At 49.4% G+C, this 26,058-nt stretch carries 22 protein-coding genes and 1 tRNA gene; 11 read left to right on the top strand and 12 right to left on the bottom strand.

The window, feature by feature from the left end; translation table 11 throughout:
• Positions 1-84 precede the first annotated feature (84 nt).
• On the top strand, positions 85-519 hold the full coding sequence (locus B9Y77_RS04030; RefSeq protein ID WP_085490551.1) for a dUTP diphosphatase: 435 nt from the start codon (positions 85-87) through the stop codon (positions 517-519).
• A 3-nt stretch (positions 520-522) separates the two neighbouring features.
• On the opposite strand, the gene B9Y77_RS04025 is transcribed toward B9Y77_RS04030, so the two are convergent.
• Genes B9Y77_RS04025 through B9Y77_RS04010 form a run of 4 tightly spaced genes read right to left on the bottom strand, consistent with a single transcriptional unit; the run spans position 523 to position 6,148 of the window.
• The gene (locus B9Y77_RS04025) at positions 523-1,497 is read right to left on the bottom strand and encodes a hypothetical protein (protein ID WP_085490550.1); all 975 of its coding nucleotides are present in this window, start codon (positions 1,495-1,497) and stop codon (positions 523-525) included.
• Between the two features lie 57 nt (positions 1,498-1,554).
• Positions 1,555-2,943, bottom strand: a complete 1,389-nt coding sequence (locus B9Y77_RS04020; protein ID WP_085490549.1) for a DUF1302 family protein — start codon at positions 2,941-2,943, stop codon at positions 1,555-1,557.
• Positions 2,940-5,339 (bottom strand): efflux RND transporter permease subunit, encoded by a 2,400-nt coding sequence (locus B9Y77_RS04015; protein WP_085490548.1) that lies wholly within the window; start codon positions 5,337-5,339, stop codon positions 2,940-2,942. The genes B9Y77_RS04020 and B9Y77_RS04015 overlap by 4 nt, the downstream gene beginning before the upstream one ends.
• A 20-nt stretch (positions 5,340-5,359) precedes the next feature.
• Positions 5,360-6,148 carry an outer membrane lipoprotein-sorting protein gene (locus B9Y77_RS04010; RefSeq protein WP_073423979.1) on the bottom strand — a complete coding sequence of 263 codons (789 nt, stop codon included), beginning with the start codon at positions 6,146-6,148 and terminating at the stop codon, positions 5,360-5,362.
• A 259-nt stretch (positions 6,149-6,407) separates the two neighbouring features.
• Between B9Y77_RS04010 and B9Y77_RS04005 the strand changes: the two genes are divergently transcribed.
• Positions 6,408-7,391 (top strand): diaminopimelate dehydrogenase, encoded by a 984-nt coding sequence (locus tag B9Y77_RS04005; protein WP_073423980.1) that lies wholly within the window; start codon positions 6,408-6,410, stop codon positions 7,389-7,391.
• Positions 7,392-7,504: 113 nt separating this feature from the next.
• Here B9Y77_RS04005 and dnaA read toward each other — a convergent pair whose 3' ends face one another.
• Positions 7,505-8,830, bottom strand: a complete 1,326-nt coding sequence (dnaA, locus tag B9Y77_RS04000; RefSeq protein WP_073423981.1) for a chromosomal replication initiator protein DnaA — start codon at positions 8,828-8,830, stop codon at positions 7,505-7,507.
• 199 nt (positions 8,831-9,029) lie between these two features.
• Here dnaA and B9Y77_RS03995 point away from each other — a divergent pair, with 199 nt between their 5' ends.
• From B9Y77_RS03995 to B9Y77_RS03970, 6 genes are all read left to right on the top strand, one after another.
• Positions 9,030-9,608 (top strand): hypothetical protein, encoded by a 579-nt coding sequence (locus tag B9Y77_RS03995; RefSeq protein ID WP_254899913.1) that lies wholly within the window; start codon positions 9,030-9,032, stop codon positions 9,606-9,608.
• A 5-nt stretch (positions 9,609-9,613) separates the two neighbouring features.
• On the top strand, positions 9,614-10,696 hold the full coding sequence (locus B9Y77_RS03990; RefSeq protein ID WP_085490547.1) for a squalene/phytoene synthase family protein: 1,083 nt from the start codon (positions 9,614-9,616) through the stop codon (positions 10,694-10,696).
• Between the two features lies 1 nt (position 10,697).
• Positions 10,698-11,267: a signal peptidase II gene (lspA, locus tag B9Y77_RS03985; RefSeq protein WP_085490546.1), complete on the top strand. Its 570-nt coding sequence runs from the start codon at positions 10,698-10,700 to the stop codon at positions 11,265-11,267.
• A 141-nt stretch (positions 11,268-11,408) separates the two neighbouring features.
• Positions 11,409-12,686 carry an RluA family pseudouridine synthase gene (locus B9Y77_RS03980; protein WP_085490545.1) on the top strand — a complete coding sequence of 426 codons (1,278 nt, stop codon included), beginning with the start codon at positions 11,409-11,411 and terminating at the stop codon, positions 12,684-12,686.
• A gap of 95 nt (positions 12,687-12,781) precedes the next feature.
• Positions 12,782-14,209: a UDP-N-acetylmuramate--L-alanine ligase gene (gene murC / locus B9Y77_RS03975; protein WP_085490544.1), complete on the top strand. Its 1,428-nt coding sequence runs from the start codon at positions 12,782-12,784 to the stop codon at positions 14,207-14,209.
• 241 nt (positions 14,210-14,450) lie between these two features.
• Complete coding sequence (locus B9Y77_RS03970) at positions 14,451-15,707, top strand: amidohydrolase (protein WP_085490543.1); 1,257 nt, start codon at positions 14,451-14,453, stop codon at positions 15,705-15,707.
• Between the two features lie 3 nt (positions 15,708-15,710).
• Here B9Y77_RS03970 and B9Y77_RS03965 read toward each other — a convergent pair whose 3' ends face one another.
• The 3 genes from B9Y77_RS03965 to nadB are packed head-to-tail and all read right to left on the bottom strand — an operon-like array spanning position 15,711 to position 19,120.
• Positions 15,711-16,445: a CvpA family protein gene (locus tag B9Y77_RS03965; RefSeq protein WP_073423987.1), complete on the bottom strand. Its 735-nt coding sequence runs from the start codon at positions 16,443-16,445 to the stop codon at positions 15,711-15,713.
• A 22-nt stretch (positions 16,446-16,467) separates the two neighbouring features.
• Positions 16,468-17,517, bottom strand: coding sequence for a serine/threonine protein kinase (locus B9Y77_RS03960; RefSeq protein WP_085490542.1), 1,050 nt, complete (start codon positions 17,515-17,517; stop codon positions 16,468-16,470).
• 22 nt (positions 17,518-17,539) lie between these two features.
• A complete protein-coding gene (nadB, locus tag B9Y77_RS03955) occupies positions 17,540-19,120 on the bottom strand; it encodes an L-aspartate oxidase (protein ID WP_085490541.1) in 1,581 nt (526 codons plus the stop codon).
• Positions 19,121-19,276: 156 nt separating this feature from the next.
• On the opposite strand from nadB, the gene B9Y77_RS03950 reads away from it, so the two are divergent.
• Both B9Y77_RS03950 and B9Y77_RS03945 read left to right on the top strand, forming a co-directional pair.
• A complete protein-coding gene (locus B9Y77_RS03950; RefSeq protein WP_085490540.1) occupies positions 19,277-21,208 on the top strand; it encodes a peptidylprolyl isomerase in 1,932 nt (643 codons plus the stop codon).
• Positions 21,209-21,387: 179 nt separating this feature from the next.
• Positions 21,388-21,460: transfer RNA gene (locus B9Y77_RS03945), tRNA-Glu, on the top strand.
• Between the two features lie 320 nt (positions 21,461-21,780).
• Here the strand turns inward: B9Y77_RS03945 and B9Y77_RS03940 are convergent.
• Positions 21,781-22,833, bottom strand: a complete 1,053-nt coding sequence (locus tag B9Y77_RS03940) for a hypothetical protein (RefSeq protein WP_085490539.1) — start codon at positions 22,831-22,833, stop codon at positions 21,781-21,783.
• Positions 22,834-22,956: 123 nt separating this feature from the next.
• On the opposite strand from B9Y77_RS03940, the gene B9Y77_RS03935 reads away from it, so the two are divergent.
• Positions 22,957-23,655, top strand: coding sequence for an OmpA family protein (locus tag B9Y77_RS03935; protein WP_085490538.1), 699 nt, complete (start codon positions 22,957-22,959; stop codon positions 23,653-23,655).
• A 125-nt stretch (positions 23,656-23,780) separates the two neighbouring features.
• Here B9Y77_RS03935 and B9Y77_RS03930 read toward each other — a convergent pair whose 3' ends face one another.
• The 3 genes from B9Y77_RS03930 to B9Y77_RS03920 form a co-directional block, all read right to left on the bottom strand.
• On the bottom strand, positions 23,781-24,614 hold the full coding sequence (locus B9Y77_RS03930; protein ID WP_014544884.1) for a CvfB family protein: 834 nt from the start codon (positions 24,612-24,614) through the stop codon (positions 23,781-23,783).
• Between the two features lie 74 nt (positions 24,615-24,688).
• Positions 24,689-25,225 carry a DUF5662 family protein gene (locus tag B9Y77_RS03925; protein WP_085490537.1) on the bottom strand — a complete coding sequence of 179 codons (537 nt, stop codon included), beginning with the start codon at positions 25,223-25,225 and terminating at the stop codon, positions 24,689-24,691.
• A gap of 29 nt (positions 25,226-25,254) precedes the next feature.
• The gene (locus B9Y77_RS03920; protein WP_073423995.1) at positions 25,255-25,815 is read right to left on the bottom strand and encodes a hypothetical protein; all 561 of its coding nucleotides are present in this window, start codon (positions 25,813-25,815) and stop codon (positions 25,255-25,257) included.
• Positions 25,816-26,058: the final 243 nt, after the last annotated feature.

Below are 26,058 nucleotides of genomic sequence, written 5' to 3'. Positions count from 1 at the left end.
TTCGAAACGAAATTGTTTGATGAAAAATATAATTGTGTATGGCACCCCCGGAATTATGTATCTCGGGAATATTATATTTACCGCATGACTGCAAAGACTATAAAAATCCAATATCTTGATGAATCGATTCCGAAACTTACTTACGTTGGTGGCAAATCCGACTGGATTGACCTTGCCGCTGCAGAAACGGTGACGCTCAAGGCGGGCGAGTTCCGCCTAATTCATCTAGGTGTGGCGATGAAGTTGCCTGAAGGCTACGAAGCGCATATCGCTCCGCGCAGTTCGACGTTCAAGAACTTCGGCATTTTGCAGGCAAATTCTGTGGGCGTGGTTGATTCAAGCTACAGTGGCGCAAATGACTGGTGGAAAATGCCCGTGTATGCGACCCGTGATGTTACCATTGAAAAAGGGAGCCGCATTGCGCAGTTCCGCATTATGGAAATCCAACCGACGATCACGTTCGTGGAAGGTGCGCTTGATGGCGCCGACCGCGGTGGCTTTGGCTCTACAGGAATTTGATTTTTAGAACGTGTGTTTCCACTGCGCGCCAATGGCATAGAATAGCCATTCGCGACCTGTTGTGGTCATGAACGGTTCGTGTGCATCGTCATCGTATTTTTCAAGGAAACTGCGACGGGCTCTAAAGTCAGCTAGCACATATAGCAGGTCTTTATCGCTGAGCTTGACTTCGACCATGGGCCAAATATCGATGGTCATAAAGTCGCCTTCGTAATTGCTCGAAAATTTGCCGTAATCGCTGCTCTGGTAATTCCCCCAAAGAGAGGCTCCAATGCCAGCCATTGAAACCTTGAGTGGCATTTGGTATCCCAGGAAATATTCTTGTTCGTACACCCATCCGTTTGCAAAACCGTAGGAATTTCGCCAACCCCAAACGGTTGCTTTTGTGCCCGTCATTTTTTGGTAACCCGCTTTGTATGTAGCGGTCGTGACGATGTGATGCCATTCGCCTTCCCAGATGGCAGCCAAGTCGAACATAAAGCAGGCGCTTGCCCAAGTATAAAGATACCAGTGCGCAAATGGCGTTAGGTCTTTGTATTTGGTCTTGGATTCATCAAGTTTGGCAAGACCTTGTATGTCATCGGTAAGTCCCCAGCCTGTGCCAATGGTTCCGCCGATAGAGAATTCGAGGAATGCGATCGGTGAAAATGTCACAGAAGCTAAAGGGGCTACTGTGACGGGGGAGAGTTCCAATCCAAGTTTGAATGCTAAATGATTGTCAGCGGTAAGCTCATCGGAACCGTTTAAAAACGGCATGGTGTAGGTGGCATCAAATTCGGTGACGAGTTCGACACCATCGTAAATTCCGTTGATTCCAGAAAAGTGCGATGAACCTGTTTTATGGTCTGTTTTAGGATAATATCCTGCCGTTGTTAACAACGACAGTTCTAGTGGCGATTTTTCCTTTTGCGATATTTCTTCCGCAAAAAGTACAGAACTGCAAGCGGTTATTAACAAAAGCGAAATGATTTTATTCATAAAACATCCTTTAACCAAGAGCCCCCTTGTGGGGGTGCTCAATGATAATAAAATTATTTAGAACATGACTTTTCCTTTGAATGTAATTCCGCTGAAATCACGGTAAATGCCATAAGTGCCGTCTTTGCCTTCAGAGCCTTTTAAGAATAGGTCTCCGATCATGCTGAGTGTGATGGCATCTGTGAGTCTGTAATCGATTGCAATTTCACTTGATGAGGAACACATGCATAAATCAAGCGCTCCTGATGCAGAAATGGTAAGCGTCTCGTTCAAAAGCGACTTTTCGACACTGCCAGCGACCTGATGCTCGTATTGTTTGCGGTCCAAGTAAATTCTGTACTTGAAGACAATGTCCGAAATATACTGTGCGGTCACAGTCCAGGTTCCGATATACGGAAATGTAAATGTCCAATCGACTCCGGCAAGGCTTAAAAACTGGTCGTTTCGCTTGCTGGATTGGATATTTTTATTGCTGGTAAATAGATCGAATTGATATTCAGGAGTTGTCTGGATATGGCGATTGGGGAAGTAGGCTGCTTCTAGGCGGAATACAAAATCGCCTACAGGAATTGCCGCATCGGCACCCACCATGGACATGCGTTTGTATTTCCCTGAAACATTGAATCCGTCATGATAAAGCTCGTTGAATTCAATGTCTTCGGATGTCATTGGGGTATATTTGATAAACGGCTTATCGTCCCAACCGTAGAATGCATAAAGTGACAGGTCCATTACAGACGTGTAGAAACTGGCGCGGAGAGCGTATTCGCTGTTGTTCAGGTTCTTTCTAGGGAGTTCAAGATCTTCATGACTCTCAGGATATTGAAGCTTGAATTCATTGTATGTTTCTGGGAATATTTTAGAACGAAGCGGATTTTTCTTTGCGAATGGGAGAATGCTCGGCGTAAAGAACGGGATGTAATACGCATCGACTTGAGCTTTGTCGGTCAAGAGAGAAAGACGGGCTGCATCGACGCCGAGCTTGGCTTCGTTGTAATCGTATGCGACAACGTTAGATTCGTCAAAGGGGCTCACGACATCTGTAATCTGGAAGTCGTCGGCTTTACCCCACGAGACAATTTGGCGACCGATACGGAGCGCGAACATTCCGCTTTTCCAGTCGATGTAAGCTTCTTTCAATTTTAAAGCGAAAGAGCCGTCGTTGGCGACGAATCCGGACATTCCGTTTGAAGACTGGCTCCCGATAGCATCGTGGACCAATTGCCCGTTGACGTAAACCATAGCTTCGTCAAAATACGTCTTGAAGGAGCCATCGAAAATCGTCTGGCCTAGCGTAAAGTCGTTTTCATGGTTGTGGGCATTGGCGAGGCTTACGCCCGCTTTGGCAGTGATGCTTCCTGTATATGTTGTTTCTTGGGCATAAAGGTTAACCATTGTTGCTAATGCAATGGCTGGGACTGTTGTGAAAAAGGATTGCTTATTCATACTTCCTCCTTTTCTTTGCCAAAGGGTTTAGCCACGTGTAAAAGGGCTGGTGTAATGGTGTAGTCTGCAACCAATGCACTGGAAAGACCGACGATAATGAGAACTCCAAGAACCGCCAAAAAGTGCATGGGGCTGAACAGATAAACGCTGAACATGGAGCACAGAATAACGGTCGTCAGGAACATCGTTGCGCCAATTTCGCGGAAGGTCACTTCCATTGCCTTTTCGCTAGAACCCATTTGTTCGTGTTTCATTTTCAGGTGTGTTGTCAAATGGATGGTATCGTCAACGGCAATACCTAAAATCATGGGCATCACGGTGATGGTGCTGAAGTCAAGGGCGTAATTGAAATATCCCATGACACCACCCACGAGAATTACCGGAGCTACGTTCGGGATCATGCCGATAAGACCGAGCTTAAGGCTAGAGAATGCAAAGACGAGCATGATGGCGATGATAACGAGCGAGAATCCGAAGGATTTCAAGCCGCCAAAGACAATGCGGTTGCTCATCTCGGAATAGCGAATCATGTCGCCGAGCAAGGTGCATTTTGCGCCTGGGAAAAGTTCGGCGAGCTTTGATTTCAAAGCATTCATGTTGGCGAGGGCTTCTTCTGTGGCGAACTGCGTCATGTCCACGCTGACCACGGTTGTCTTGAAATCGTCATCCATGACATCGCTGAAGTCGTTATGCATTTCAATCGATGAAAGTTCCATCAACTGTGCGAGAACGTATTCGTCTTCGGGAACGGTGTACATCGAATCTTTACCCTCGTTGAGGGCGCGGTTCATTTCCTTCAAGATGCTTGTCGCTGAGGTAACGCGAGCCTTTCCGCCCGACCATTTGGTGAGCGAAAGTGTGCCGAGATAATCTTCAAGCTGCACAAGCGCTTTCATGTTTTCGGGCTTCTTGAAAGCGCCTTCTTCATCGTAAGAAATCATGACCGTGTAGCTGTACTGATTGCCGAGTTTTTGTGCCAACATTTTTTTGACTTCTTGAATGTATGGCATCTTGTCGCCCGTGATGGTCAGGTAATCGAGCTGTGCCGTGATTTTGAACATCCCCGGAATGAATGCGGCAATAACCAATGCGCTAATGACAATGAACGATTTCTTTCTGTTGTGGACAAACTTAGACCATCTCGAAAAAGACAGATCCAGTTTTGTGGCGCCGTTAACTTGAGTAGCTCTGGGCGCGCGGTCCTTACCGAACGAAAGCAGAATCGGGATGAGCACGGTAACATAGATGTAAATTGCGAGCACGATAAAGGCTGATGTTTTGCCCATCCATTCGAGGGGCTTCATGTTCACAAACAGGAAGCTGATAAACGAAGCCATGGTTGTAAGAACTGTGAACAGCACCGGCCATCCGCATTCTTCGACGCACTTGATGGCGGATTCCTTGCGTTTGCCCGTGCGTCTAAAATGCAACTTGAACATCTTGATGTAGTGTACGGAATAGCCAACTGCAAGTGCCATGCCAAGGACAACCGGTAAAGTCACAAGAGCGGAGTCTGCTTTTTCTCCAAAAAACGACATCGCTCCAAAAACTGTGGCGATTGCGCTGATCGTTGCCACAGCCGGAACAATCACGCCAAATACGTTGCGCAGGCAAATCGCCAAGAACAAGAGCATCACGACAATGCTGCAGAGGACTCTTACACCGTATTCGGGAACTTCATAACGGTCTTCGTTAGCGCTGTCGTATGGCATACCACCACCGTAAAGCTTGAATCCTTTGTTCTGGAATTCTTCGCTTTCGATGATGTTCATCAGCTTGTAGCCGATGTCTGTTGAAACTTCGGTGTTGTCCCCACCGTACTTTTCTTCGAGCTCTTTTCCTTTGAACGGATGGAGCGAAAGGGAAATCCACGTTTCTTTGCCATCATCGCTGACAAGCGAATTGATGAGCGCATTCGTCTTTTCGCTCCCGCGCATCACGAGATCACGTGCTTTTGCAAGCCCCGCGGAATCCGAAGGGATGCCGTTTTCGTAAGGCTTTACAATCGAAAATCCTTCGTCATTGCCGACTGGAATATCGACTTCGACGATGGAGGTCAGGCGGTCTGCAAACGGAATTTCATCACGCATGCGGTTGCCGATTTTTTCGATGACTTTCAGCATGTCTTCGCTAAAGACATCGCCTTCGCCTTGCTTTACGACAAGAACGCCAATCCCGTTCAGGTTTCCGAAGGTTTCTTCGTATTTTTTAGTGTTGATGGTGATTTCATCTGAGTTGCCGAACCAGCCTTCTTCGCCAAGCGCTAGCGAAAAATTGCTCAAGCCTAAACAGCAAATGACCGTGACGATAAGCAATCCGGCAAGAATCTTCCAGCGGTTGCGAATTTGCGCCTGTCCGATCTTGCCGAAAAATTTGTTGAATTTTTCGACTTTCATATTTTGCCGTCCTTTTCTATCTACTTAATCTGTTCACGTTCAAGAGCGCTTACAGTGAAGTAGCTCTCGTTGACCTTTTCATCGTATTTGAGGTTCTTGACTTCGTAGATGGTCTTGTGGTTTGTCTGGACGTTAGTCATTGTCTGCTTGAGCGTGGTCCAGTAGCCGTTCACCTGTTTGATATCGTCTGCGGTAAGCGTTTTTTGCAGGCGGTTCTGCTTGTCGTAGTATTCGCCTTTCTGGACGACGAAGGTCTTCTTGTTCACCCATGTGACTCGGCGGCTGACTTTAGCCTTCGGGTCTTTGGCCTTGGCTTCCAAAATCCAGCAGTCGATTCCGTTCACTTTTTCTTCGCCAAGGAGGGCAAAGTTGTCCTTGGAGAGGCTGCGGGTGCCGAGATCGTCGTACGTGAAGTCGGTTCCCTGGAAATCGTCGTCCTTGTTGGAGCCAGAAACGCGGCGTACCTTTTTCATGGCTGGGATATAAATCCAGCTGTCGCTATCGACTGTGGAGCCGTCGGCTTTGTCGGGATAGTCGTAGGTGAGGTAACTAATGCCAGCCACGTCGCGCGGCGTTTTAAACATGAGAACGGTCTTGTCGGTTGTGCCGTCCTTCATGGTGTAAGAGACTAATTCGCGGTTACGGGTCTTGCCGTTTTTATCAATCAATGTTACAGAAACTAGTCCGGACGATGTTTTTCCGGAAGGCAAGTCGTGGACTTTTTTGGCGATTTCATTCGCGGACTGCGCGAAACAAGTTGTGAAAAGCAGAAAACCTGCGCTAAGAGCGCTCAAGAAATGATTTTTCATATTTTTCTCCTTCAAAAAATTTAAAGGCGGTTTATGAAAATCGCCTTGGCTCTTTGTAAGAAAAATATATCATTTTGCTCGTTCTAGTAACAATTTCTGTAAAATTATAGTCCGAATTGTATTATAGGGGTGTTTTGTGTGTTCTAGAGCACGTTTTTCATACCTACTATTTTTACATGAATTTCTCTGTATATTTCCTACTTCCGACTTCCGACTTTCCTATATTTTCCACGCAAAAATTTTAAACAAGGACATTGTTATGGCAAAGATTGCTATTCTCGGTTACGGTAACCTCGGTCGCGGTGTGGAATGCGCTGTGAAGCAGGCTCCGGATATGGAACTTGTCGCCGTTTTCACTCGTCGCGATCCGTCGACGGTGAAGATCCAGACGGCTGGCGTTCCGGTGTTGAACGTTTCTGAAATGGAAGCATGGAAGGACAAGGTTGACGTGCTCATCATTTGCGGTGGCTCTGCTACGGACCTGCCGGTGCTCACTCCGAAGTACGCTTCTATGTTCAACGTGATCGACTCTTTCGACACGCATGCCAAGATTCCGCAGCACTTCGCTGCTGTTGACGCTGCTGCCAAGGGCGCAAACAAGATTGCTATGATCTCTGTCGGTTGGGATCCGGGTATGTTCAGCCTGAACCGCGTGTACGCTCAGTCCATCCTTCCGGAAGGCAAGGACTACACGTTCTGGGGCAAGGGTGTTTCTCAGGGCCACAGCGACGCCGTCCGCCGCATCAAGGGTGTGAAGAACGCCAAGCAGTACACCTGCCCGGTGGAATCTGCTCTCGAAGCCGTGCGTAGCGGTTCCATGCCGGAACTCACCACTCGTCAGAAGCACACTCGTCTCGTTTACGTGGTTGCTGAAGAAGGTGCAGACAAGGCATACATCGAAAATGCCATCAAGACGATGCCGAACTACTTCGATGAATACGACACTACGGTCAACTTCATCAGCGAAGAAGAATTCAACAAGAACCACAGCGGCCTCGCTCACGGTGGTTTCGTGATCCGTACCGGCAAGACTGGCATGAACAAGGAACACACGCACGTGATTGAATACAGCCTCAAGCTCGATTCCAACCCGGAATTCACGACGAGCGTTCTCGTGGCTTATGCCCGCGCTGCTCTCCGTATGAAGGCTAATGGTCAGACTGGTTGCAAGACTGTTCTCGACGTTCCGCCTGCATACCTCAGCACGCTTAGCGACGAAGATTTGAGAGCTCATTGCTTGTAGTCGGTATGGTGACCCCGGAACTCGTCCGGGGTGACAATGCAAAAGAAATTGCCTCGGGTTTAACCCGAGGCTTTTTGTATAAAGGATACGCTGATAACTGCGCTGAAGGCGTATTAATCGTGAATGGTGTTCTTGAGGCTTTCGATCAAGCGGGCAAAGCTCGGGTCGGTTTCCATCTCTTTCTTGACGCTCTTGATGGCGTGCACGACGGTGGAGTGGTCCTTGCCGCCAAAACGAGAACCGATGCTCTGCAAGCTGATGGGGGAGAGTTCGCGCATGAGGAACATGGCGACTTGGCGAGCCTTGGAGATTTCCTTGGTGCCGCGGCCCGGTTCGATGAGCTTGGTTTCGGGTACTTCGTAGTGCTGTGATACGGCATGGAGCACGGAGTCAAGGCTTACGCGGCGACGGAGTGTCGGGGCGATTTCGGTGACGACCTTCTGTGCGATGTTCATGTCGATGTCGTGGCTCATGAGGCTCGACTGGAGCGTGAGCTTGATGATGGCGCTTTCGAGGCAACGTACGTTGCTTGCAATATTTTCAGCAAGGTAACGGATGACTTCGTCGCTGATTTCGAGGTGGCGTTCTTCTGCCTTCTTGTGGAGGATGGCTTCGCGCGTTTCGACGTCAGGCGGCTGGATGTCAACGGTTAAGCCCCAGGAGAAACGGCTCACGAGACGGTCGGAGAGGTTCTTGACTTCGGCTGCGGGAGCGTCAGACGTAAGCACGATCTGCTTGCCTGCCTGGTGCAGTGCGTTAAAGATCAAGAAAAATTCGTTTTGCGTTTCGTACTTGCCAGTCCAGTTCTGGATGTCATCGATCAAGAGAATGTCCACTTCGTTGCGGTAGAAGTCGGACATTTCAGTGATGCGCTTTTCTTGCAGGCACTTCATGTACTGCTGTGAGAAGTCTTCGGACGTGAGGTAGATGACGCGCTTGGTCGGATCTTCTTCGAGAATGTAGTTGCCGATGGACTGGAGCAAGTGCGTCTTGCCAAGACCGGAAGACCCATAAATAAATAGCGGGTTGTACTGCGTTCCATCCGGATTTCTGGCGACGGCGAGGGCGGCGTTGAAGGCGAGCTGGGCCTTGTCACCCGGAACGAAGTTTTCGAAACGGAAGCTGCCAGAAAGTGGAACGCTCGGCTTGATAAATTCGCGGAAAGAGTTGTCGGAGGTGCTTACTTGCGGCTGGTAAACGTCTTGCGGCTGGAATTCAAATTCTACTGGAGCCTCATCGTGGGAAACGTCTTTCCAGGCGAGGCGGATCAGGTCCTTGTAAGCGGCATAGACTTTGACGTCAAGTCCGGGGGGCACTGCGATAACGGCGTGTCCTGGGGTTTGGCTTACAAGCTTGGTCTGTGCAAAATATGTCTTGAATACCGTATCCGACAGCATTCCGTGGAGGTAGTTCAAGCATCTTTCCCATTCAACCTGCATCTTCAATCCTCATCCGATTAATAATCTATCAACAACTAGGCGTTAAAATTTAGCTAATTCTTTGGAATGTTGATAGATTGGGAGTGAAATAAACCTAAAAAATTTCTTACTTCTCTGTAAACGAAAATTAACGTCGATGTTTGAGCCTCCGTGCGTTGGCGAGAATCCTCGAAATTTTGCAAATTTTCTAATTTTTGCTATGATGGTAATAAGTACACTTGTGGAATACATTTTTTGGACCCCTGTTTTGCTTTGGGTCGGTCTCCATTTTTGGTTTAGGAATGTCTCGTACGTCGTTTTTTTGAAAAATCAGCTCGATCGAGGCGAAAAATGGGCTTACGTGTTGAGCGGATTTGTGAAAAATCCGGGGCGCGTGAGTTTTTTACGTTTCTGCGATTATCTGTTTACGGCGATAACGTCGGTGGTGACCTCTGCCACGGTGGTGTGGACTCTCCAAAAGATTGGGCTTGGTACTAATGCTTATTATGGATTTGTGTCCGTGCTTCTTTTTGTCTGGATCGCTTATTTGATGAAGCGCAGGACGGAACTCAAGCTCACGGACTTGTTCCAGTCGGCTTTTTACCTGGAGTACCGTTGGGTGAATTATGGGATCCAGCGCAAGGGTATTGTGATGTCGGATGAAAACGTGCGTGACCGCGCGGGACTCAGCTATGCGCATAAGCTCCGCAACGCCGAAGACCATGGCCGTTTTTGGAAGTACGTAAAGTCGATGGCCGCGTCTAAAAAGGTGCCGCCGGAAATGTTTGAGGTGTACTAGCTCATATGATTGATAAATTGGATTCTTTGGATGTGGGCGAGAAGGTGCTCGAAGGCAAGGCGGCGTGGAAGTACGCCGAGGATATCTTGCAGTTGGTGTCGCGTACGTTTGCGCTGAACATCCAGGTTTTGCGTGGCAAGTTGCACCGCAGTATTTTGCTCGCATACCTTTATTTGCGCATTGCCGATACGGTTGAAGATGACCCGGACATGAAGGCGACCGAAAAGGACCGCGTGCTTGCGCTGTTTGCCGATGTGTTCAAGACGGGCGAACTTGAAACGGAAAAGATTCGTACGTTTGTGGATGCCTTGCCTAAATCTTGGCATGGCTCTGAAGACCCGAATAAGGATCTTTGCGTTAAGTCCGAAATTGTGGTGCCGCTTTTGAAGTCGCTTCCCAGGAATTACCAGAAGCCGGTTTGCGATGTTGTGATTGAAATGTGCGGTGGCATGGCGAAGTTTGCGCTCCGTCAGGAAGCCGCGCTTTCAGCAGGCTGGTTCACGCTTGCGAACGTGGGCGAACTTGATGAATACTGCTACTATGTGGCAGGCATTGTCGGTAAGCTCTTGACCAAGCTATTCTCGGCAGACACGTGCTTTATCAGTGCGGAACGTGAGGCGGAACTTTCGAAGTTGGACGTGAGCTTTGGGCTTGCCTTGCAGGTCGTGAACATCGTGAAGGACTGTGTCGAGGATTCTGGACGCCGCGTGTGCTTTATCCCTGAAGAGATTTGCAAGCGTCATGGCTTTGCGCATCCTAGCGAACTTTTTGCTGCAGGGGCAGATGCTCAAAAATGCGGCGCAGTGCTTTCGGAACTTGTCGAGAAGGCTTGGCATCATCTGGACGATGCGATTGCCTATACGAAGCTCATCCCGAACATCAAGATGCGCACGAGGCTCTTCTGCCTATGGCCGCTCTTTATGGCGGCGGAGAACTTGAGTTTGATCGGGAATGGCGTGTCAGTGTTCACTTCGGACAAGAAGGTGAAAATCACGCGTGATACCGTGAAGCGGATTGTCAAGGAAACGTCGATGCACTTCTATTCGGACAAGTGGATTGATGAAGCTTATAAGAAGATTAAAGGATAATATGGAAAAGTTTTATAATAAGTGGCCGTTCCATGTGGCGGTGATTGTTTTTAGCATTATTTCTGACCAGCTGACGAAGCTGTGGGCGGTGGCGCGTTTTACGGACGAAGCAGGGAATTTTACGTACGAGAAAATTCCTGTGATTGGTGAACTTGTGCGCTTCCAGCTTGTGTACAACAAGGGGGCTGCGTTCAGTAGCCGTCCGCAAGACTTGATGCCGTTCTTGCCGCCTTGGCTGTTCTTTTTGCTGATTTCGATTGTTGCCGCTTTTGCACTTGCATGGTTCTACAAGTCCATCGACAAGCGCGATTACTTGAGCCGCTTGGGCGTCGTGATGATTCTCGGCGGTGCTGTCGGAAACTTCATTGACCGCATGCGCATGCAGATGGTCGTGGACTTTATCGACTGTGATTTCCCGGACTTTATTATGATCCGTTTCCCAACGTTCAATGTGGCGGACTCGTTCGTGACTGTCGGCGTTGCTCTTGTGATTTTGTCTCCCGTGATCTTACGTAAATTGCATAAGCAAATTAAGGAAGAAAAAGACGCGGAGAAGGAAGCTAAGACTTAGTCAATAGTCATTAGTTTTTTAAGCTTGATTATTCAACTAATAACTAATGACTAACTACTAATGACCTTTTAAAACGCGGTATATCTTAAAACCTAATCGCTAATTCCTATTACCTAACCACCTAAAACCAAATCCCTAAAAATGAATTACATCGTAGAAGAAAAGCATAATGGTGAACGTATCGACAAGTTCCTTGTCGGCGTTATGGAAAATGTCTCCCGCACAGACGTGCAGAAGCTGATCGAAGCGGGCGAAGTCAAGGTCGGCGGTGGCAAAGTCTCCAAGAACTTCCGCGTAGAAACGGGAATGGCGGTTGTCGTTGAAAAGATGATCGAGAAGGAATCTTCGACACTTGAACCCGAAGATATTCCGCTGAACATCGTTTATGAAGATGACGACATCGTGGTCATCAACAAGCCGCGCAATTTGGTGGTGCATCCGGGTAATGGCGTGAGCAAGGGAACGCTTGCCGCTGCTCTCCTGTATCACTTCAAGGAAAATCTTTCGACCGTGAACGGTCCGCTCCGTCCGGGTATTGTTCATCGTCTGGACAAGGATACGCCGGGGCTTATGGTGGTCGCGAAAAACGATGCCGCACATAGGCATTTGGCGCACCAACTTGAAACGCGCACGCTCCACCGTACATACAATGCGCTTGTGTGGGGTTGCCCGCGTGACCTTGAAGGAACGATTGACGCTCCGATTGGTCGTAACCCGAAGAACCGTCTCAAGATGGCGGTGGTGAAGGGCGGTAAGGAAAGCCGTACGCATTATGTGGCGAAGCAGTTCTTTGCGATTGCGACGCTCTTAGAATTGCAGTTGGAATCTGGACGTACGCACCAGATTCGCGTGCATAGCCGTTACACGGGCCATCCGGTCGTGGGCGATCCGCTCTACGATGGTCGCGATGAAAGCTTGAACCGTGTGCCGCCTCTGATGAAGCCGGTGGCCGAGAAGGTTCTTGAAATTGCTCCGGCGCAGCTTTTGCAGGCCGTGAAGATTGAACTCATCCATCCGCGCACAAACAAGAAGCTTACGTTCAAGGTTCCGATGGAAGAGCCGTTTGCAAATGTGCTCAAGCTCTTGAAAAAGGAATGTCCGGCATCGGCGCCTGTGTATGACGAAGAAGAAGGTTTCCGTGATTTCGATGCGCAGATTCGCTTTGACGAAGATGATGAATTTGACGAATACGAAGAACCGCTGGAAATCTCGCCGGATGAAGCTGCTCCTGTGAAGGAACGCAAGACGCGTGCTCAGCGCCTCGCCGAGAAAAAGGCGACTGCCGCCAAGCGCCGTGCCGTTGCTGCCGAACGCAAGCTCATCAAGCAGATGAAGGCTGCTCGCCGCAAGGGGATTGCCCCGGAAGATTTCGTGGAACCAGGATACGAACCCACAATCGATCCGGAACTGTTGGAATAAATGAAAACGAGCCATTCTGAGCGAAGCGTAGCGGAGTCGAAGAATCCAGTAAAGTCTCGAATTGCTAATAACTATTGACTAAAGACTAGTGACCAATGACTAATTCTTACTTCTTTATCGGTGTTGCTGGCGTGGGCATGAGTGCCATCGCGCAGTATTTGGTGGGCAAGGGCGTTGCTGTGAGCGGTAGCGACCGTCAGTTCGGCGAGTTCCTGAACGGAAATGCCGAAAAGCCGCTTGTCATGAGCCAACTCGAAGATTGCGGAATCAAGTGCTTTGCGCAGGATGGTTCCGGCGTTGTCGAAGGCCTTACCGCCGTCGTGGTGAGCACCGCTATCGAAGATTCGAATCCGGATTTGAAGCGTGCGAAGGAACTTGGCGTCCCAGTGATGCACCGCAGCGAAATGCTCGCAAAGATTTCCAAGGAAGCGCGCACGATTGCGATTAGCGGTACGAGCGGAAAGTCAACGGTGACCGCGATGGTTTACCACATTCTCGAATATGCGGGACTCCAGCCATCTGTGATGACGGGGGCTGGCCTCGTGAACTTGCAGGCTCAGGGCAAGATTGGAAATGCTGTGAGTGGCAAGGGCGAATGGCTCGTTGCCGAAGTCGATGAAAGCGATGGAACACTTGTTCGCTATGAACCGGAAATCGGCGTCATTTTGAACATCGACAAAGACCACAAGGAAATCTCCGAGCTCGAACAAATTTTCTTGAAGTTTAGCCAGAACGTTTTGAGCGCAGGTCACATCTTGATTGTGAACGATGCGCACCCGCTCGCAAAGAAGTTTAGCGCCGGTCGAGAATTTGACTTTGGCTATGAAAGCTATGTGAGCGTTCAGGGAATTGACTTTAAGTCTGTCGGAACGCATATTCAGTTCCGCGTGCGTCATGGCAATGAACTTGTGAAGTTCGAAATTCCGCTGCCGGGCAAGCACAATATGGAAAATGCTTTGGCCGCCACAGCCGCCGCACTTCGCGCGGGCGTTTCGCTCCACACATGTGCCGATGCGCTTTCGTCTTTCCCGGGCGTGTTCCGCCGTCACCAGATTCTCGGGACATTCAACGGCGTGACGCTTGTCGATGACTTTGCCCACAATCCGGCGAAAATTGCCGCGAGCATCAAGAGCGCCCAGGACTTTACCGAAGGCCGCGTGATTGCTTGGTTCCAGCCGCATGGCTTTGGTCCGACGCGATTCTTGCGCAAGGACTTGGTGGACTTTATCGCCAAGACGCTTCGCCCGATGGATATGGATTTTGACCGCAAGAACGATGTGATGTTCTTCAGCGAAATCTATTATGCTGGCGGAACGGTCACGCGTGACATTAGCGCAGGCGACCTCGCGGATGACTTGATTCTCAAGGGTTGTGAGGCTATTTACATTGCTGACCGCAACGAGTGCGCCAAGAAAATGCTAGAATATGCAGAACCAGGCGACACGATTTTGCTGATGGGCGCGAGAGATCCTAGCTTAAAGGAATATGCATGTTACGTCAAACAACTTTTAGAAGATCGATAAGCGCACATCAGGTTGTGAGCCGTAAGCGACTCGTATTAACGAGTCGTGTCGGCGAGAGCACGAGCCTGATTAAGTTTAATGAAGGCGAAGGGCTCGTGCGGTCTTATCAGGGCGCGAGAGATCCGAGCTTGCAAGAGTTCGCTCGCTCGGTAAAGCAACTTTTGGAAAATCGTTAAGCGCATCAGGATCGTGCGGTCGTGTTAGGATTGCGCGGTCTTGTCGAAAATAGGGGAAAATTGCAATGGACAAAAAGATTGTTCTAAAAAATGTGTTTTTTGATGGCGCCAAGCGCGACATCTTGATCGTCGGTAATCTCTTTGAAAAGGTCACGCGTCCGCTGGAACCTGCTGATTACGAAGGCGCTGAAATCGTTGATTGTTCGCATTTCGCGATTATGCCTGCTTTCTATAACGGCCATACGCATGCATCAATGTCGCTGTTGCGCGGTTTTGCTGATGACATGGAACTTGGCAAATGGCTCAACGAATACATTTGGCCGACAGAAGCGAAACTCACGCTTGACGATATCGCTGTTGGGAGCCGCCTTGCAGTTCTCGAAATGATCAAGTCGGGAACGGTATTTTTTACGGACATGTATTGGCATCGTGAACAGACGATGCGCGTTGTCGAAGAGATGGGAATCCGTGCGGCAATTGGCGTTACGTTTGCGGAACCGCTGATGTCGCCAGAAGCTTGGGCGGCGAATGTCGATTTCTTGAAGAATCACACGGGCGAATCGGAACGTGTGCAGCTCGTGGTAATGCCGCATGCAATTTACACGGTGGGCGAGGAGAAAACTGCAGAACTCATTGAACTTGCTCATGCCGAGAATTACAAGATTCACACGCATTTGTCCGAAACGATGACCGAAATTAAGAATTGTATGGAACAGTTCGGCTGTACGCCTGTGGAATTCTGGAAACGTTTGGGCGGTTTGAATTCGAATTTCTCGGCTGCGCACTGCACGCATTTCACGGCGTCTGACCGCAAGATTTTTGCGGAATCGGGTGCAACCGCAATTCTGAACCCGTGCTCCAACATGAAGCTGAACAGCGGCATTCCGCAGGTTGCCGAAATGATTAAGGACGGCATGAAGCTTGGTCTTGGCACGGATGGCGATTCGTCGAATAATAATCTCGACATGCAAGAAGAAATGAAGACGATTGCGCTTTTGGCGAAGTATCTCGGAACCGCAGAAACGCTCCCGGCAGAAGATGCTCTCAAGATGGCTACATGCAATGTTGCGCAGTTCTTTGGAATCAATGCCGGCCGCATTGCAGAAGGCTATCTCGCAGATTGCTTGCTGATTGACTTGAACAACGAGCGTATGGTGCCATGCTACAATATCTATAGCAACTGGGTCTATTCTGCAAATTCAAGTGCAATTGATTCTGTGATGTGCAACGGCAAGTTCGTGATGCGCGGTCGCCATGTCGATGGGGAAGAAGAAATCCTCCGCGATGCTCGCGAATGCGCTGCGCGTCTCGCTTCTAAATAACGATTATTTTTTAGCAGCGTTTGAAGACGAACTCTTTCCGTTTTCAAACGTTTTTACTGCGGCATCCTTAGCGGCGATGGCGGCGTCTTTTGCTTTTTCGGCTGTTTCGCTAACTTTATTTGCTACGCTGTCGGCTGCATTCTTGACGGCAGTCTTTGCGCTGTCTGCGGCTTCTTCTGCCGTATCTTTTGCCTTGTTGATAGTTTTGTCTGTAATCGACTTAGTAAGTTCGCTTGCTTTTTCCTTTGCCATCTTGCGGAGATTGACTTCGTCTGAAGAATAGCCCATGGTTTCAAGCGTCGATTTATAGACATTGTAAGCGATGGCGTCGTTTCTGGTGGCTTTGAGATTGCCTTCGACGGGGAGCAAATGCAGAATGGTCAGGAGGACAAAGCAAATAAGGGCTGCCTTGATGAGTCCGAACAACATACCCAAAATGCGGTTCGTTTTACCGACGATCGTGTCCTTGATAGAATCGCCAACGATGTGTCCGATGAGCGAGAACAGAAGGAACGGCACTAAAAAGCCGATGCAGGTACAGATGAGGCGTGCCGCAAAGTCGCCAAAGGCGAAATTACGTATAAAAAAATCCCCAAGTAAACCTTGTGCAAAATATGCACCAAAGATAGCGGCTACCCAACCGCACAGCTTAAACACACTGCTTAAGAGCCCGCGCCACAATCCGAGAATGCCGAACACGAGTATGCAAGCTGCGCATGTAATATCTATCCAATTCATTGGACAAATCCTCTAAAAACCTCTAGATAGCTAACTGCACACCGATGAATGCGATGGCTGTAACTATCACTCCTAGTATAAATCCTATTCCATACTTAAATGTAGTTTTTTGCGGCTTCGGAGATATCACGGAATCGATCGGTTGGTCTTCGTTTACGGTATCGGCCCATTCGGCGATGTAGGGGGTCATATCGCGCGGGTATTCTCTCATGAGGTCGGCGAGTTCGTTGGCGGCGTCGCATGCTGAAGAGGGGCGCTTGCTGGCGCGTTTGTTGAGCAGTTTCAACACGAACTTGCGGAGCGGTTTTGGAACATCGTTTGGGAAAACTTCCAGCTTGAACTTCATCTTGAGAATGTTTTCGCGGGTCTCCTCGAAGTCCTTGCCGCGGAAAAGATTCTCGCCGATGAGCATTTCGCTTGCGATGATGCCGATGCTAAAGAGGTCGCTTGCGTAGTTGACCTTTTGCCCCATGATTTGTTCTGGGCTCATGTAGGCGGCGGTCCCGATGATGCAACCGGTCTGCGTAAGTTCCTTGCCGATTTCGAGCGGGGTTTCGGTGTGCGCAATGCCAAAGTCGAGGAGGCGCACTCGTCCGTCCTTGTCAATCATCATGTTGGCGGGCTTCAAGTCGCGGTGGGTCACGCTGTTGCGGTGGGCATGGCTCAAGGCGCTCAAGAGTTCGTACAAAATGGTCTCGACAACCCAGACGGGCGGTCGCTTGTTCCTGAGGAGCAAGTCCTTGAGGCTTGAACCTTGTACGTACTCCATCGACATCGTGTAGTTGCCGTCGCTGTCTTTCCAGAGGGCATACGGCTGGATGATGCTCGGGTGGTTCAGGTGGGCGAGGATGCTCCCTTCTTGCAGGAATCTCTTGATGTAGATGTCCTGCTGGTTCAAGTTTGTATTGAGCCTTTTGGCGACGACAAGTCGGTCAAGGGACGGGTCTCTACAGAGCCACAGGCTACCCATGGCTCCGCTATTGAGAGCTTGTATTGGTTTGTATCCGCCAATTTTAGACGGGAGTTGATCCTTGACTTTCTTTCGAGACTGTGTTGCCTTGACCTCTTCCATGCTGCCCTATATAGAAAATGATTTATTTCTTGTCGCTCAAGTAAATGCTCTGGTGCTTCGTCTTCGGATCCTGATTTGGGTAATCGAGGATGTAGTGAAGCCCGCGAGATTCCTTGCGACGGAGGGCGGCGATGAGAATCATCTTGGAAACCTGAAGGGCGTTCAGGAATTCCAGGAAGTGCAAGTTTTCAGTTTCTTTGTTCTTGATAGCGGCTGCAACGTCGGCTTCGAGGCTTTCGATAACCTTGAGACCTTGGTTGAGTCCTGCGACGGTACGGACAATGCCGCAGTGCGTCCACATCATGTCCTGGAGCATCTTCTTGCGCTTGCGCCAGTAGGCGGCTTTTGCGAAGCTGACCGTTTCTTTCTTGGACTTGGGTGCGGTGAATTTATCCTTAGTGATGCCGCTCTTTTCGATATCATCGACAGCGCGGATGGCAAACACTACGCTTTCCAAAAGCGAGTTCGAGGCAAGACGGTTTGCTCCGTGAACGCCTGTTGCAGCAACTTCGCCGCAAGCATAGAGTCCCTTGATTTCGGTGCGGGACCAAGTATCGACGAGAACACCACCACACATGTAGTGGGCTGCCGGAACGACCGGGATCCATTCCTTCGTGATGTCAATGCCAGCATCCATGCACTTAGAATAAATGTGCGGGAAGTGGCTCTTGATGTCCTTCGGGGTACGGCCAGAGAGGTCGATAAACATGTGGTCCTTGCCGAGACGCTGCATTTCGCTGTGGATTGCGCGAGCGACAATATCACGCGGGGCGAGGGAGTGCAGTGGGTGCACCTGGTTCATGAATTCTTCGCCCTTGTCGTTCTTGAGGATACCGCCGAAACCGCGCACCGCTTCGGAAATGAGGAACGGCTTCTTGAACTTCGGTGCGTACAAGCTAGTCGGGTGGAACTGCATGAACTCGATGTCCTGGAGAGCTGCGCCTGCACGGGCTGCAATTGCCATGCCGTCGCCACAGCTATCGGGCGGGCAGACGGTGTACTGCCAAATACGGCCTGCACCACCTGTCGAAAGGATGGTTGCCTTGGCGTAGATGCTTTCGACTTCGCCGGACTTCTGGTGGATAATCTTTGCACCGACGCAGCGTTTGTCCTTGCCTTCGCCTTCGCAAATCAAGTCCTTGATGTAGCAGTTTTCAAGGTAGTCGATGTTCTTTTGCTTGTGAAGTTCGCAGAGGAGGGCGCGCATGATCTCTTTACCGGTGAGGTCTGCGGCGTGCAAAATGCGGTGGTGGCTGTGTCCGCCTTCGAGGTGGAGGTCAAACTGCGTTTTGTCCTCGGGGGACGGTGTGAACTGGACACCCCACTTCACGAGTTGCTTGATAGTCGTGGGACCGTTCTTCACGAGAATTTTCACGGAGTCCTTTTTGCAAAGACCTGCACCTGCTTCGAGGGTGTCTGCCACATGGAATTCAAATTTGTCTGTTTTTTCGGTGACAGAGCAGATACCGCCTTGAGCGTAGTTCGATGAGCCGTCCGGCTTTGCACCTTTGGTTAAAATGACAACGTGGAACCCTTTTTCTGCCGCGTGGAGGGCGGCGCTCAATCCAGAAATGCCGGCACCCAGAACCAAAATATCGTACATGAGATACTCCAAAGGAATTGATGTATTTTTATGTCCAATAAATAGAAAAAATAGGGCTTTTCGGCATTATATTTGGCTTGCAATATCAATAAAATAAAATGCAAACATTTTTTTTTGCTATTTTTCGAGCGACAAAATTTTAATGGAGTTGTCTCTATGTTAACGTGGATTAATGAAAAAGCCAAGTGGGTAATTGTGATCTTTGCCGCCGGTATCGCCGTCGGTCTCCTCGCCATGGACCGTGTTCCGGACCAGGGCCGCAGCTATCCTATCGGCGTTGTCAATGATACCAAGATTTCTTATACGGATTTTGATTCTCGCGTGAAGATGATCGTGCAGAATCAGTACCAGAACCAGCACTTGGACGACGAACAGTACTCTCAGCTCCGCGCTCAGGTGTTCTCCAGCTTCGTTCGTCAGGCTCTTTTTGCCGAACAGTACGAAAAGGCCGAACTGAGTGCCTCGGTTGCCGAACTCAAGAACGAATTCAAGCGCAATTCCGACGCCGTTCGTGCCCGCTTGGTCCAGGAAGCTCAGGCTCGCCTCTATGCCATCCAGCAGCAGGCTACTTCTCAGGATGACTTGATCCAGCGTTCTCAGGCATACCTCAGCTCTTTGCCGAAGTTCCTCACGGACACGACTTTCAACAAGGCTGATTACGATGCTTGGATTGAAACTCCGGCTGCATACCGCTGGAGCTCCATGCTCATGCTCGAAGACGAAATGAAGAACAACACCATTCCGGCTCGTCAGCTCCAGACCTTGGTTGGTGCTTCTGTCCATCCGACTTCTCTTGAAGCCAAGTGGAGTGTCGAACGCCGCATGACGGATTACGAACTGCAGGTGGCGGTCGCCCCGAATTCTGCATTTGTTGTGGATAGCAACTCCGTGGATAGCGTGATGGTCGCTGGCTACTTCAACGCTCATCTCGACAGCTTCTTTGTTAAGAGTGATGCTGCTCAGTTCCAGTATGTTTCTATCCCGGTCGAAGCTACCGCCGGTGATGACGCTAGCATCCGCGAATACGCTATGACGCTTTACTACCAGCTCACCGACTCCTCTTCTACGACGACCTTCGAAGACATGGCTCGCGTTTCTTCTGAAGATCCGGGCAGTGCTGAAAAGGGCGGTATCTTGAGCGATGATTTCGTTGGTCGTGGCACTTATGTGAAGCCGTTCGAAGAAGTTGCTTTTGCTCTTGACTCTGGCAAGATTTCTGAACCGGTCCGCTCTCAGTTCGGTTACCACATCATCAAGTCTTACGGCAATGTGAAGAACGCTAAGGGTGAAGTTGAAAAGGTCAAGGTTGGCCACATCCTCCTCACCGTGACGGCTTCTTCTAACACTATTGATAGCCTCGAAAAGATTCTCACCAACATCAAGAAGGATGTTGATGCTGGCTCAGACTTGCTGACTGAAGCTCAGGCTCGCGGTCTCGAAGTCAAGACTTCTGAATGGGTTTCTCGTGATGGCAACATGGCAGCCTTTGGTTACCTCAAGGGTCTCGCTTCTTTCGCATGGCCGAACGAAAACCTCCCGAAAGAAGAAAGCGAAATCTCTGGCGTGCTCAGAAACAACAAGTGGGTTGTCATTGCCAAGAAGATTGGTTCCTTCAAGGCTGGCGAACGTAGCCTCCCGCTCTACTACAGCGATATCAAGGAAACTCTCCTCAAGCAGAAGGCTGGCAAGGCTGCCGAAATCTACTTGAACTCTGTTGCTGCTCAGGTCAAGGCTTGGAATCCGGCTGATACTGCTACCAAGATTGAAAAGGTTGAACTTGAAACCAAGAATTCCTCTGTCGATGGCTTTGTTCCGGGCTTTGGCTACGGCAATGCCCAGATCGCAAAGGTTGTTGGCAAGGCTACGGTTGGCGAATGGACTGCTCCGGTTGTCGCTGAAAACGGTGCCGTGATGCTCAAGGTTGTTTCCAAGAAGACTCCGAAGCTCGAAGAAGTCGAAGACGCCATCAAGCAGGATGTAGACAACTCCTACCGCTTTGGTGTGATGACTGCTTTCAACGACTACGTGACGACTCTCGAAGCTTCTACGCCGGTCCAGAGCAACCTCGATCTCTTCTATAGAGACTAGTCTTTAGTTAATGGTTATTGGTCAGTAGTCATTAGAGATGATTTCTAAAATCAATCACTAATGACTAACTTCTAATAACTACGGACGAATTCTAGTAAATGCGGCAGAGCAACCCTCAGCAAATAAACTCAATTATTGGTTGACGGATAAAGTTTAAATTGCTATAATGTGCCGCACTCGCCCCCATCGTCTAGTGGCCCAGGACTCGGGATTCTCATTCCCGCAACAGCGGTTCGAGTCCGCTTGGGGGTATAAAAACGACCAACCGAAAGGCTGGTCGTTTTTACTTTCCGCGACACAGGGTATAAAAAAGTCTAACCGAAAAGGTTAGGCTTTTTTTGTAATATGAAAGTCTTGCGGGCGGGGCCCCAGCTCGGAGTTGACGCCTACGGCGTCAGCGGCTTCACTCGGTTATGCCGGTCTGCAAGCAGCCCGTCGCAACACTCGTTTTGCGCGCTACTGCGAAGGATTCTGTAAAACTAAAAAAGCCTGGGTGTTTTACCCAGGCTTTTCAAACGCTTTAAGCGAGCGTTGCGCAGTTTAGTTAATATGCCCGCGCGTTTTGGCGTTTATTACTTGATCGTGCTGGTCAAGCGGAATGCAAATCCAACGTCGCTGATTTCGTTGCCGCTGTATACGCTGAACTGGAGCTTGGAATTGGCAATCTTCTTTGCCCATGCCACCGTCCATGCCCAGTTATCGACGTCCTTGTTGTTAGAGAGAACGTCGCGGTCATTGATGTGTTCCCATTCAACGTAGAGGCTGCTCATGAGAGTGTTCATGAAGCAATCTTTCTTCGGAGTGTATTCAGCACCGATGTAGAACGGATGGTAAGCGTCACCCGGTTTCATGTACTTGTATTCCGGAGCAACGTAGTTGGGAGCTGTCGTCTTGACGGCATCTTCCTGCGTGACGATATAGCCGTATTCACCATAAACGCGCAAGAAATCGAGCGGCTTGTAGCTCAAGTAGGTTGCAATGCGGTGGGTGAGGGCTGCTGTATTTTGGAATGGGTCAATAGCGTTCACGCGATAGGCGAGTTTTGCTTCGAGCGGGAAATCGAACTTGAGATCTTCTTCAAGGCGGATATAACCCGTATTGAACTTGTTGTCTCTTGTGGCGACCATGGCGGTGAAGTTCGAGTAACCGGTCTGCCAGCCGAGTTCAGCGGCATTGTGGCTGTAATCGCGCATCCAGAGGCCGCGGGCAGTGAGGTCCTTATCGATGTAAGTACCGAAGTGGGTAGACTGAGACCAGTCCGTCTTCCAGTGACCGATTTTGAGGTTGAGTTTGTAGGTGTCAAAATTCCACTTGTAGTTAGCCCAGTAGAGGTCTGCGAGAATCTTGTCGTAGCTAGTGGTCTTGCCATCGCCGTCCTTAATTTTGTTGCCGAACTGCGGGGCGAAAATGCGAAGCATCACTTGTGCATCAAAGTTTTCGCTCTTGTAGAGACCGCCAATGTTGGCGCGGATCCAGAAAGAGCTCAGGTTGTTGTCGTGGTCGGCAATCATCTTGGTTGCCTGAGTCTGGACATTACCCCTGAGATTGAATTCGCCATCGGCTGCAAAGGCTGCAGAACACATGCCCGCAACCAAAAGTGCGCTTGTCATTTTTTTGAAGTTCATAGTATCTCCGTGTAAGTTTTTCGAGCGCAAATCTAGAAATTTCGGAAAATATTTAAAGATTATTTGAAAGTAAGCCTATCAATTTTTATTTTTGCCTCACAAAATATCCATTGGAGTACAAGAATGAGAATGATTTCCCGTATTGCCCTTTCGGCTATGGTGGCTGCATCTTTTGCATCTGCCGGCAAGCTCGCACCGAACAAGACGCATGCCGTGTTGAACGTGACTTACACGAACGAAGATAACGTTCCGCATGCCAAGAAAAAGCTCACGTTTGTGGGTCAGAACAAGGGAAAAAAGGTGGTCATCACGACGGACGTTTATGGTGAAGCAAGCTTCCATATTCCGCGTGAAGATTCTTACACGATTCTCTGTGAAAGTTTGACGGGACCGTTCGAATGCGGCGAAACTCCGTATGTTTCTCGCACGGCAAGCACGGGTGGAATTTCGGTTGTTTTTGACGATACTCGTTCGGAACTTACGGGTGTGACGTTCAAGGCGGGCAGCGCTGAACTTGTGCCGAGCTCCTTGAAAACTCTCAATGCTGCAATTGCAGGGCTCAAGCGCAATCCGAAGGCTAAGATTGAGGTGGAAGGTCATACGAGTAGCGAGGGTTCCGCAGAACTCAACCAGCAGCTTTCCGAAGACCGCGCAAACAGTGTCCGCAATTACATGATTGAACAGGGCATTGACGCCGACCGCGTGACTGCTGTGGGCTACGGCCCGAGCCGCCCGAAGGGTGACAACTCGACAGAAGCGGGTCGCCGTGCCAACCGTCGCATTGAGCTTAAAGTGCTCAACGCCGACGAAGTGAATTTTTAAAAAACGAGATCTAAATAATCGAGATGCGCGGTTGTTGAGCTGCGCGAATCTTGAAAATGCAAAAAGCCGCAATCGCGGCTTTTTTTTAGAGTCATCCCGAAGCGAAGCGACGGAATCCATTATTTTTAAACTGCGCGAATTCCGTCTTCGGTAATCACGATTTTTTCTTCGCGGAAAAGCGTTCCGATAATCTTCTTGAACGTCTTCTTGGACATGCCGAATTCACGACGGATCGTTTCCGGGTCTGTGTGGTCGCCGTAGGGGAGGAATCCGCCCGCAGCTTCGAGCTTTTGCATGACTGCATTGGGGCTTTCGCTTTTCATCACGCCCTTGTAGCCAATCGGAGTTAAGTTGAGCGTAATCTTTCCGTCGCTTGTGAAGCGCTGGATAAATCCGGGCATCGTATCGCCGATGTAGATGCGTTCCATGCCGGGCGTCATCATGAGGCGACCCGTGTAACGATAATCCACGAGGCAATCAACATAGTCGGGTGTGACTTCGTAAGCGGCGAGCTCCACGCGCTGGCCGATATGCAAGTCGTTCGTGTCCGGATCGATAAAGCTCTTGATTTTTTCGGTGGCGATGATGCGTCCGCTCTTTTCGTCTTCGAGCACAAAGACAACGCAGCGGTCGCCTTTCTGCAATTCGCCGAGTTGCTGCTTGAAGGGGAGGAACAAGTCCTTGTTGAGACCCCAATCCAAGAATGCGCCAACGCGGTTGACTTCCTTGACGGTAAGTACCGCAAATTCGCCTACCTGTGCGAGCGGCTTGTCAAGCGTTGCAATCGGGCGGTCTTCGGAGTCCGTGTAAACGAACACGTCAATGATTTCGCCTTCGACGAGTGTGAATTTGTTGCGGTTGCCGGGGAGGAGCACGCTTCCGCCGGTTTCAAGTTCGAGGTAATACCCCTGAGGCGTGATAGATTCGACGCGTGCGCGGTTAATTCTTCCAAGTTCCATAATTTGCCTTTCCGTTCTGGTATCCCGCAGGGTGGGGTTAACGTCGCGGACATCCGCGATATAATTAAATATAGTTATTCCGTTGGCAGTTCCTTGCAATGCCGCATAAACCTAAGCGTTTCTTTTTCGCCATCCTTTGCGAGTTTCTTGAGCAGGAACAGTAACTTCTTGTAAGTCGTTTCCGTCATCTTCTCATGCGCGGTGCTTTTCGTCAAATACAGGAGCGGTGCCTCTTGCGTGTAACCTTTCCTGTTATACGTCTTGGAGGCTGCCACGCGGTCGCAGAACATCTCCTTGATGTAGCGGTCCGGCATGTCCATCGGCACGATTTTCTTCGTCTTCATGTCGTAATCGTACCAAAATTCAAAGTGGTGCTTGTTGCGCCCCTTGTGGTGCATCCATGCAAGACTGTAACCTGTTTCGCGGCGTTCGCCGTTGTTCGGCGATTCCTTGCCTGTGTAATACTTCGCGCCAGGAATAAATTCGGTAGGGCTGTATTTCGACAAATCGTGGAATAGCCCCTGTAACCCGATACCCGCCTTTATACAAAGCCGAATGACTTCGTTTCGGTGTTTTGTAATCGTAATGAAATGACGGATCGGGTGGAACATAATTGCAATATGTAATATAATAAAAATTGCTATTCCAGATACGTTAGACCATTATAATTGAATCGTACAATGTCTATCGACTTGTCGGCTTGCTCGATCAGTTTCTGTTTCCATTCGCTCATCGGGATGTCGCTTGCGATGAGTTTGTTCAGACGTTGACCGAACAGAATTTCTTCGCGGGTGATTGTTTCGCCGTTTGATTTGGTGCAGCCGTTGATGTGTGCCTCGGTGGGGTTGCTGATGAACATCGACGAGAAAAATCCGTGGAGATTCATGTTCCTGGCAAATGACGATGCGTAACACCAGATTCCGATAACGCGTTTTGCCTTGATGTGGCGTACATTTTTTTCAGATATAATAAATGGATTGCCGTGGGTTTGTGGTGACAAGAGTCCGCTGGGGTAGCCGTGCCCACATAATATAATAGTGTCTTTTTCAGTGAGCAACGCTTGTTCGACTTTCTTTGACCATGGCCCGTTGAATCCGTTGATCTCGATGACCTTGACGTTCGGCAGGTCTTTCCAGATGTGTTTGAGAACCAACGTGTCCGTGTCGCCCATGTTAGAAAAAATAACGGTAGCAGAATTCATAATAATCTCCTTTTTTTTCTGTATCGTTGTTTTGCCTAAATTTGTCAACTGGCTGGAGTGACAGAAAATGACCTTGACAAAAATCATATTTTTTACTATATTTGCCCGGCTTTTATGAGTTTTATTTTATAATTGTTTAATGAAAATAATGTTTTAGGGTTTAAGGAAAATTAATTGTTTTCCTGTTTCCCTCTGTCGTTTTTCCTTGACATCTTTGTTTGACTTTTAATCCATTAATTAAAG

The sequence above is a fragment of the Fibrobacter sp. UWB13 genome (genome assembly GCF_900177805.1).
GTDB lineage: Bacteria > Fibrobacterota > Fibrobacteria > Fibrobacterales > Fibrobacteraceae > Fibrobacter.
The sequence above is the reverse complement of the archived record's forward strand: the minus strand, read 5'-3'. Positions and strand labels throughout refer to the sequence as shown.

Bases quoted from the DNA above. Each gene is read 5' to 3' on its own strand.
- B9Y77_RS04030 (WP_085490551.1), top strand. From the start codon at position 85: ATGACTGCAAAGACTATAAAAATCCAATATCTTGATGAATCGATTCCG.
- B9Y77_RS04025 (WP_085490550.1), bottom strand. From the start codon at position 1,497: ATGAATAAAATCATTTCGCTTTTGTTAATAACCGCTTGCAGTTCTGTA.
- B9Y77_RS04020 (WP_085490549.1), bottom strand. From the start codon at position 2,943: ATGAATAAGCAATCCTTTTTCACAACAGTCCCAGCCATTGCATTAGCA.
- B9Y77_RS04015 (WP_085490548.1), bottom strand. From the start codon at position 5,339: ATGAAAGTCGAAAAATTCAACAAATTTTTCGGCAAGATCGGACAGGCG.
- B9Y77_RS04010 (WP_073423979.1), bottom strand. From the start codon at position 6,148: ATGAAAAATCATTTCTTGAGCGCTCTTAGCGCAGGTTTTCTGCTTTTC.
- B9Y77_RS04005 (WP_073423980.1), top strand. From the start codon at position 6,408: ATGGCAAAGATTGCTATTCTCGGTTACGGTAACCTCGGTCGCGGTGTG.
- dnaA (WP_073423981.1), bottom strand. From the start codon at position 8,830: ATGCAGGTTGAATGGGAAAGATGCTTGAACTACCTCCACGGAATGCTG.
- B9Y77_RS03995 (WP_254899913.1), top strand. From the start codon at position 9,030: ATGATGGTAATAAGTACACTTGTGGAATACATTTTTTGGACCCCTGTT.
- B9Y77_RS03990 (WP_085490547.1), top strand. From the start codon at position 9,614: ATGATTGATAAATTGGATTCTTTGGATGTGGGCGAGAAGGTGCTCGAA.
- lspA (WP_085490546.1), top strand. From the start codon at position 10,698: ATGGAAAAGTTTTATAATAAGTGGCCGTTCCATGTGGCGGTGATTGTT.
- B9Y77_RS03980 (WP_085490545.1), top strand. From the start codon at position 11,409: ATGAATTACATCGTAGAAGAAAAGCATAATGGTGAACGTATCGACAAG.
- murC (WP_085490544.1), top strand. From the start codon at position 12,782: ATGACTAATTCTTACTTCTTTATCGGTGTTGCTGGCGTGGGCATGAGT.
- B9Y77_RS03970 (WP_085490543.1), top strand. From the start codon at position 14,451: ATGGACAAAAAGATTGTTCTAAAAAATGTGTTTTTTGATGGCGCCAAG.
- B9Y77_RS03965 (WP_073423987.1), bottom strand. From the start codon at position 16,445: ATGAATTGGATAGATATTACATGCGCAGCTTGCATACTCGTGTTCGGC.
- B9Y77_RS03960 (WP_085490542.1), bottom strand. From the start codon at position 17,517: ATGGAAGAGGTCAAGGCAACACAGTCTCGAAAGAAAGTCAAGGATCAA.
- nadB (WP_085490541.1), bottom strand. From the start codon at position 19,120: ATGTACGATATTTTGGTTCTGGGTGCCGGCATTTCTGGATTGAGCGCC.
- B9Y77_RS03950 (WP_085490540.1), top strand. From the start codon at position 19,277: ATGTTAACGTGGATTAATGAAAAAGCCAAGTGGGTAATTGTGATCTTT.
- B9Y77_RS03940 (WP_085490539.1), bottom strand. From the start codon at position 22,833: ATGAACTTCAAAAAAATGACAAGCGCACTTTTGGTTGCGGGCATGTGT.
- B9Y77_RS03935 (WP_085490538.1), top strand. From the start codon at position 22,957: ATGAGAATGATTTCCCGTATTGCCCTTTCGGCTATGGTGGCTGCATCT.
- B9Y77_RS03930 (WP_014544884.1), bottom strand. From the start codon at position 24,614: ATGGAACTTGGAAGAATTAACCGCGCACGCGTCGAATCTATCACGCCT.
- B9Y77_RS03925 (WP_085490537.1), bottom strand. From the start codon at position 25,225: ATGTTCCACCCGATCCGTCATTTCATTACGATTACAAAACACCGAAAC.
- B9Y77_RS03920 (WP_073423995.1), bottom strand. From the start codon at position 25,815: ATGAATTCTGCTACCGTTATTTTTTCTAACATGGGCGACACGGACACG.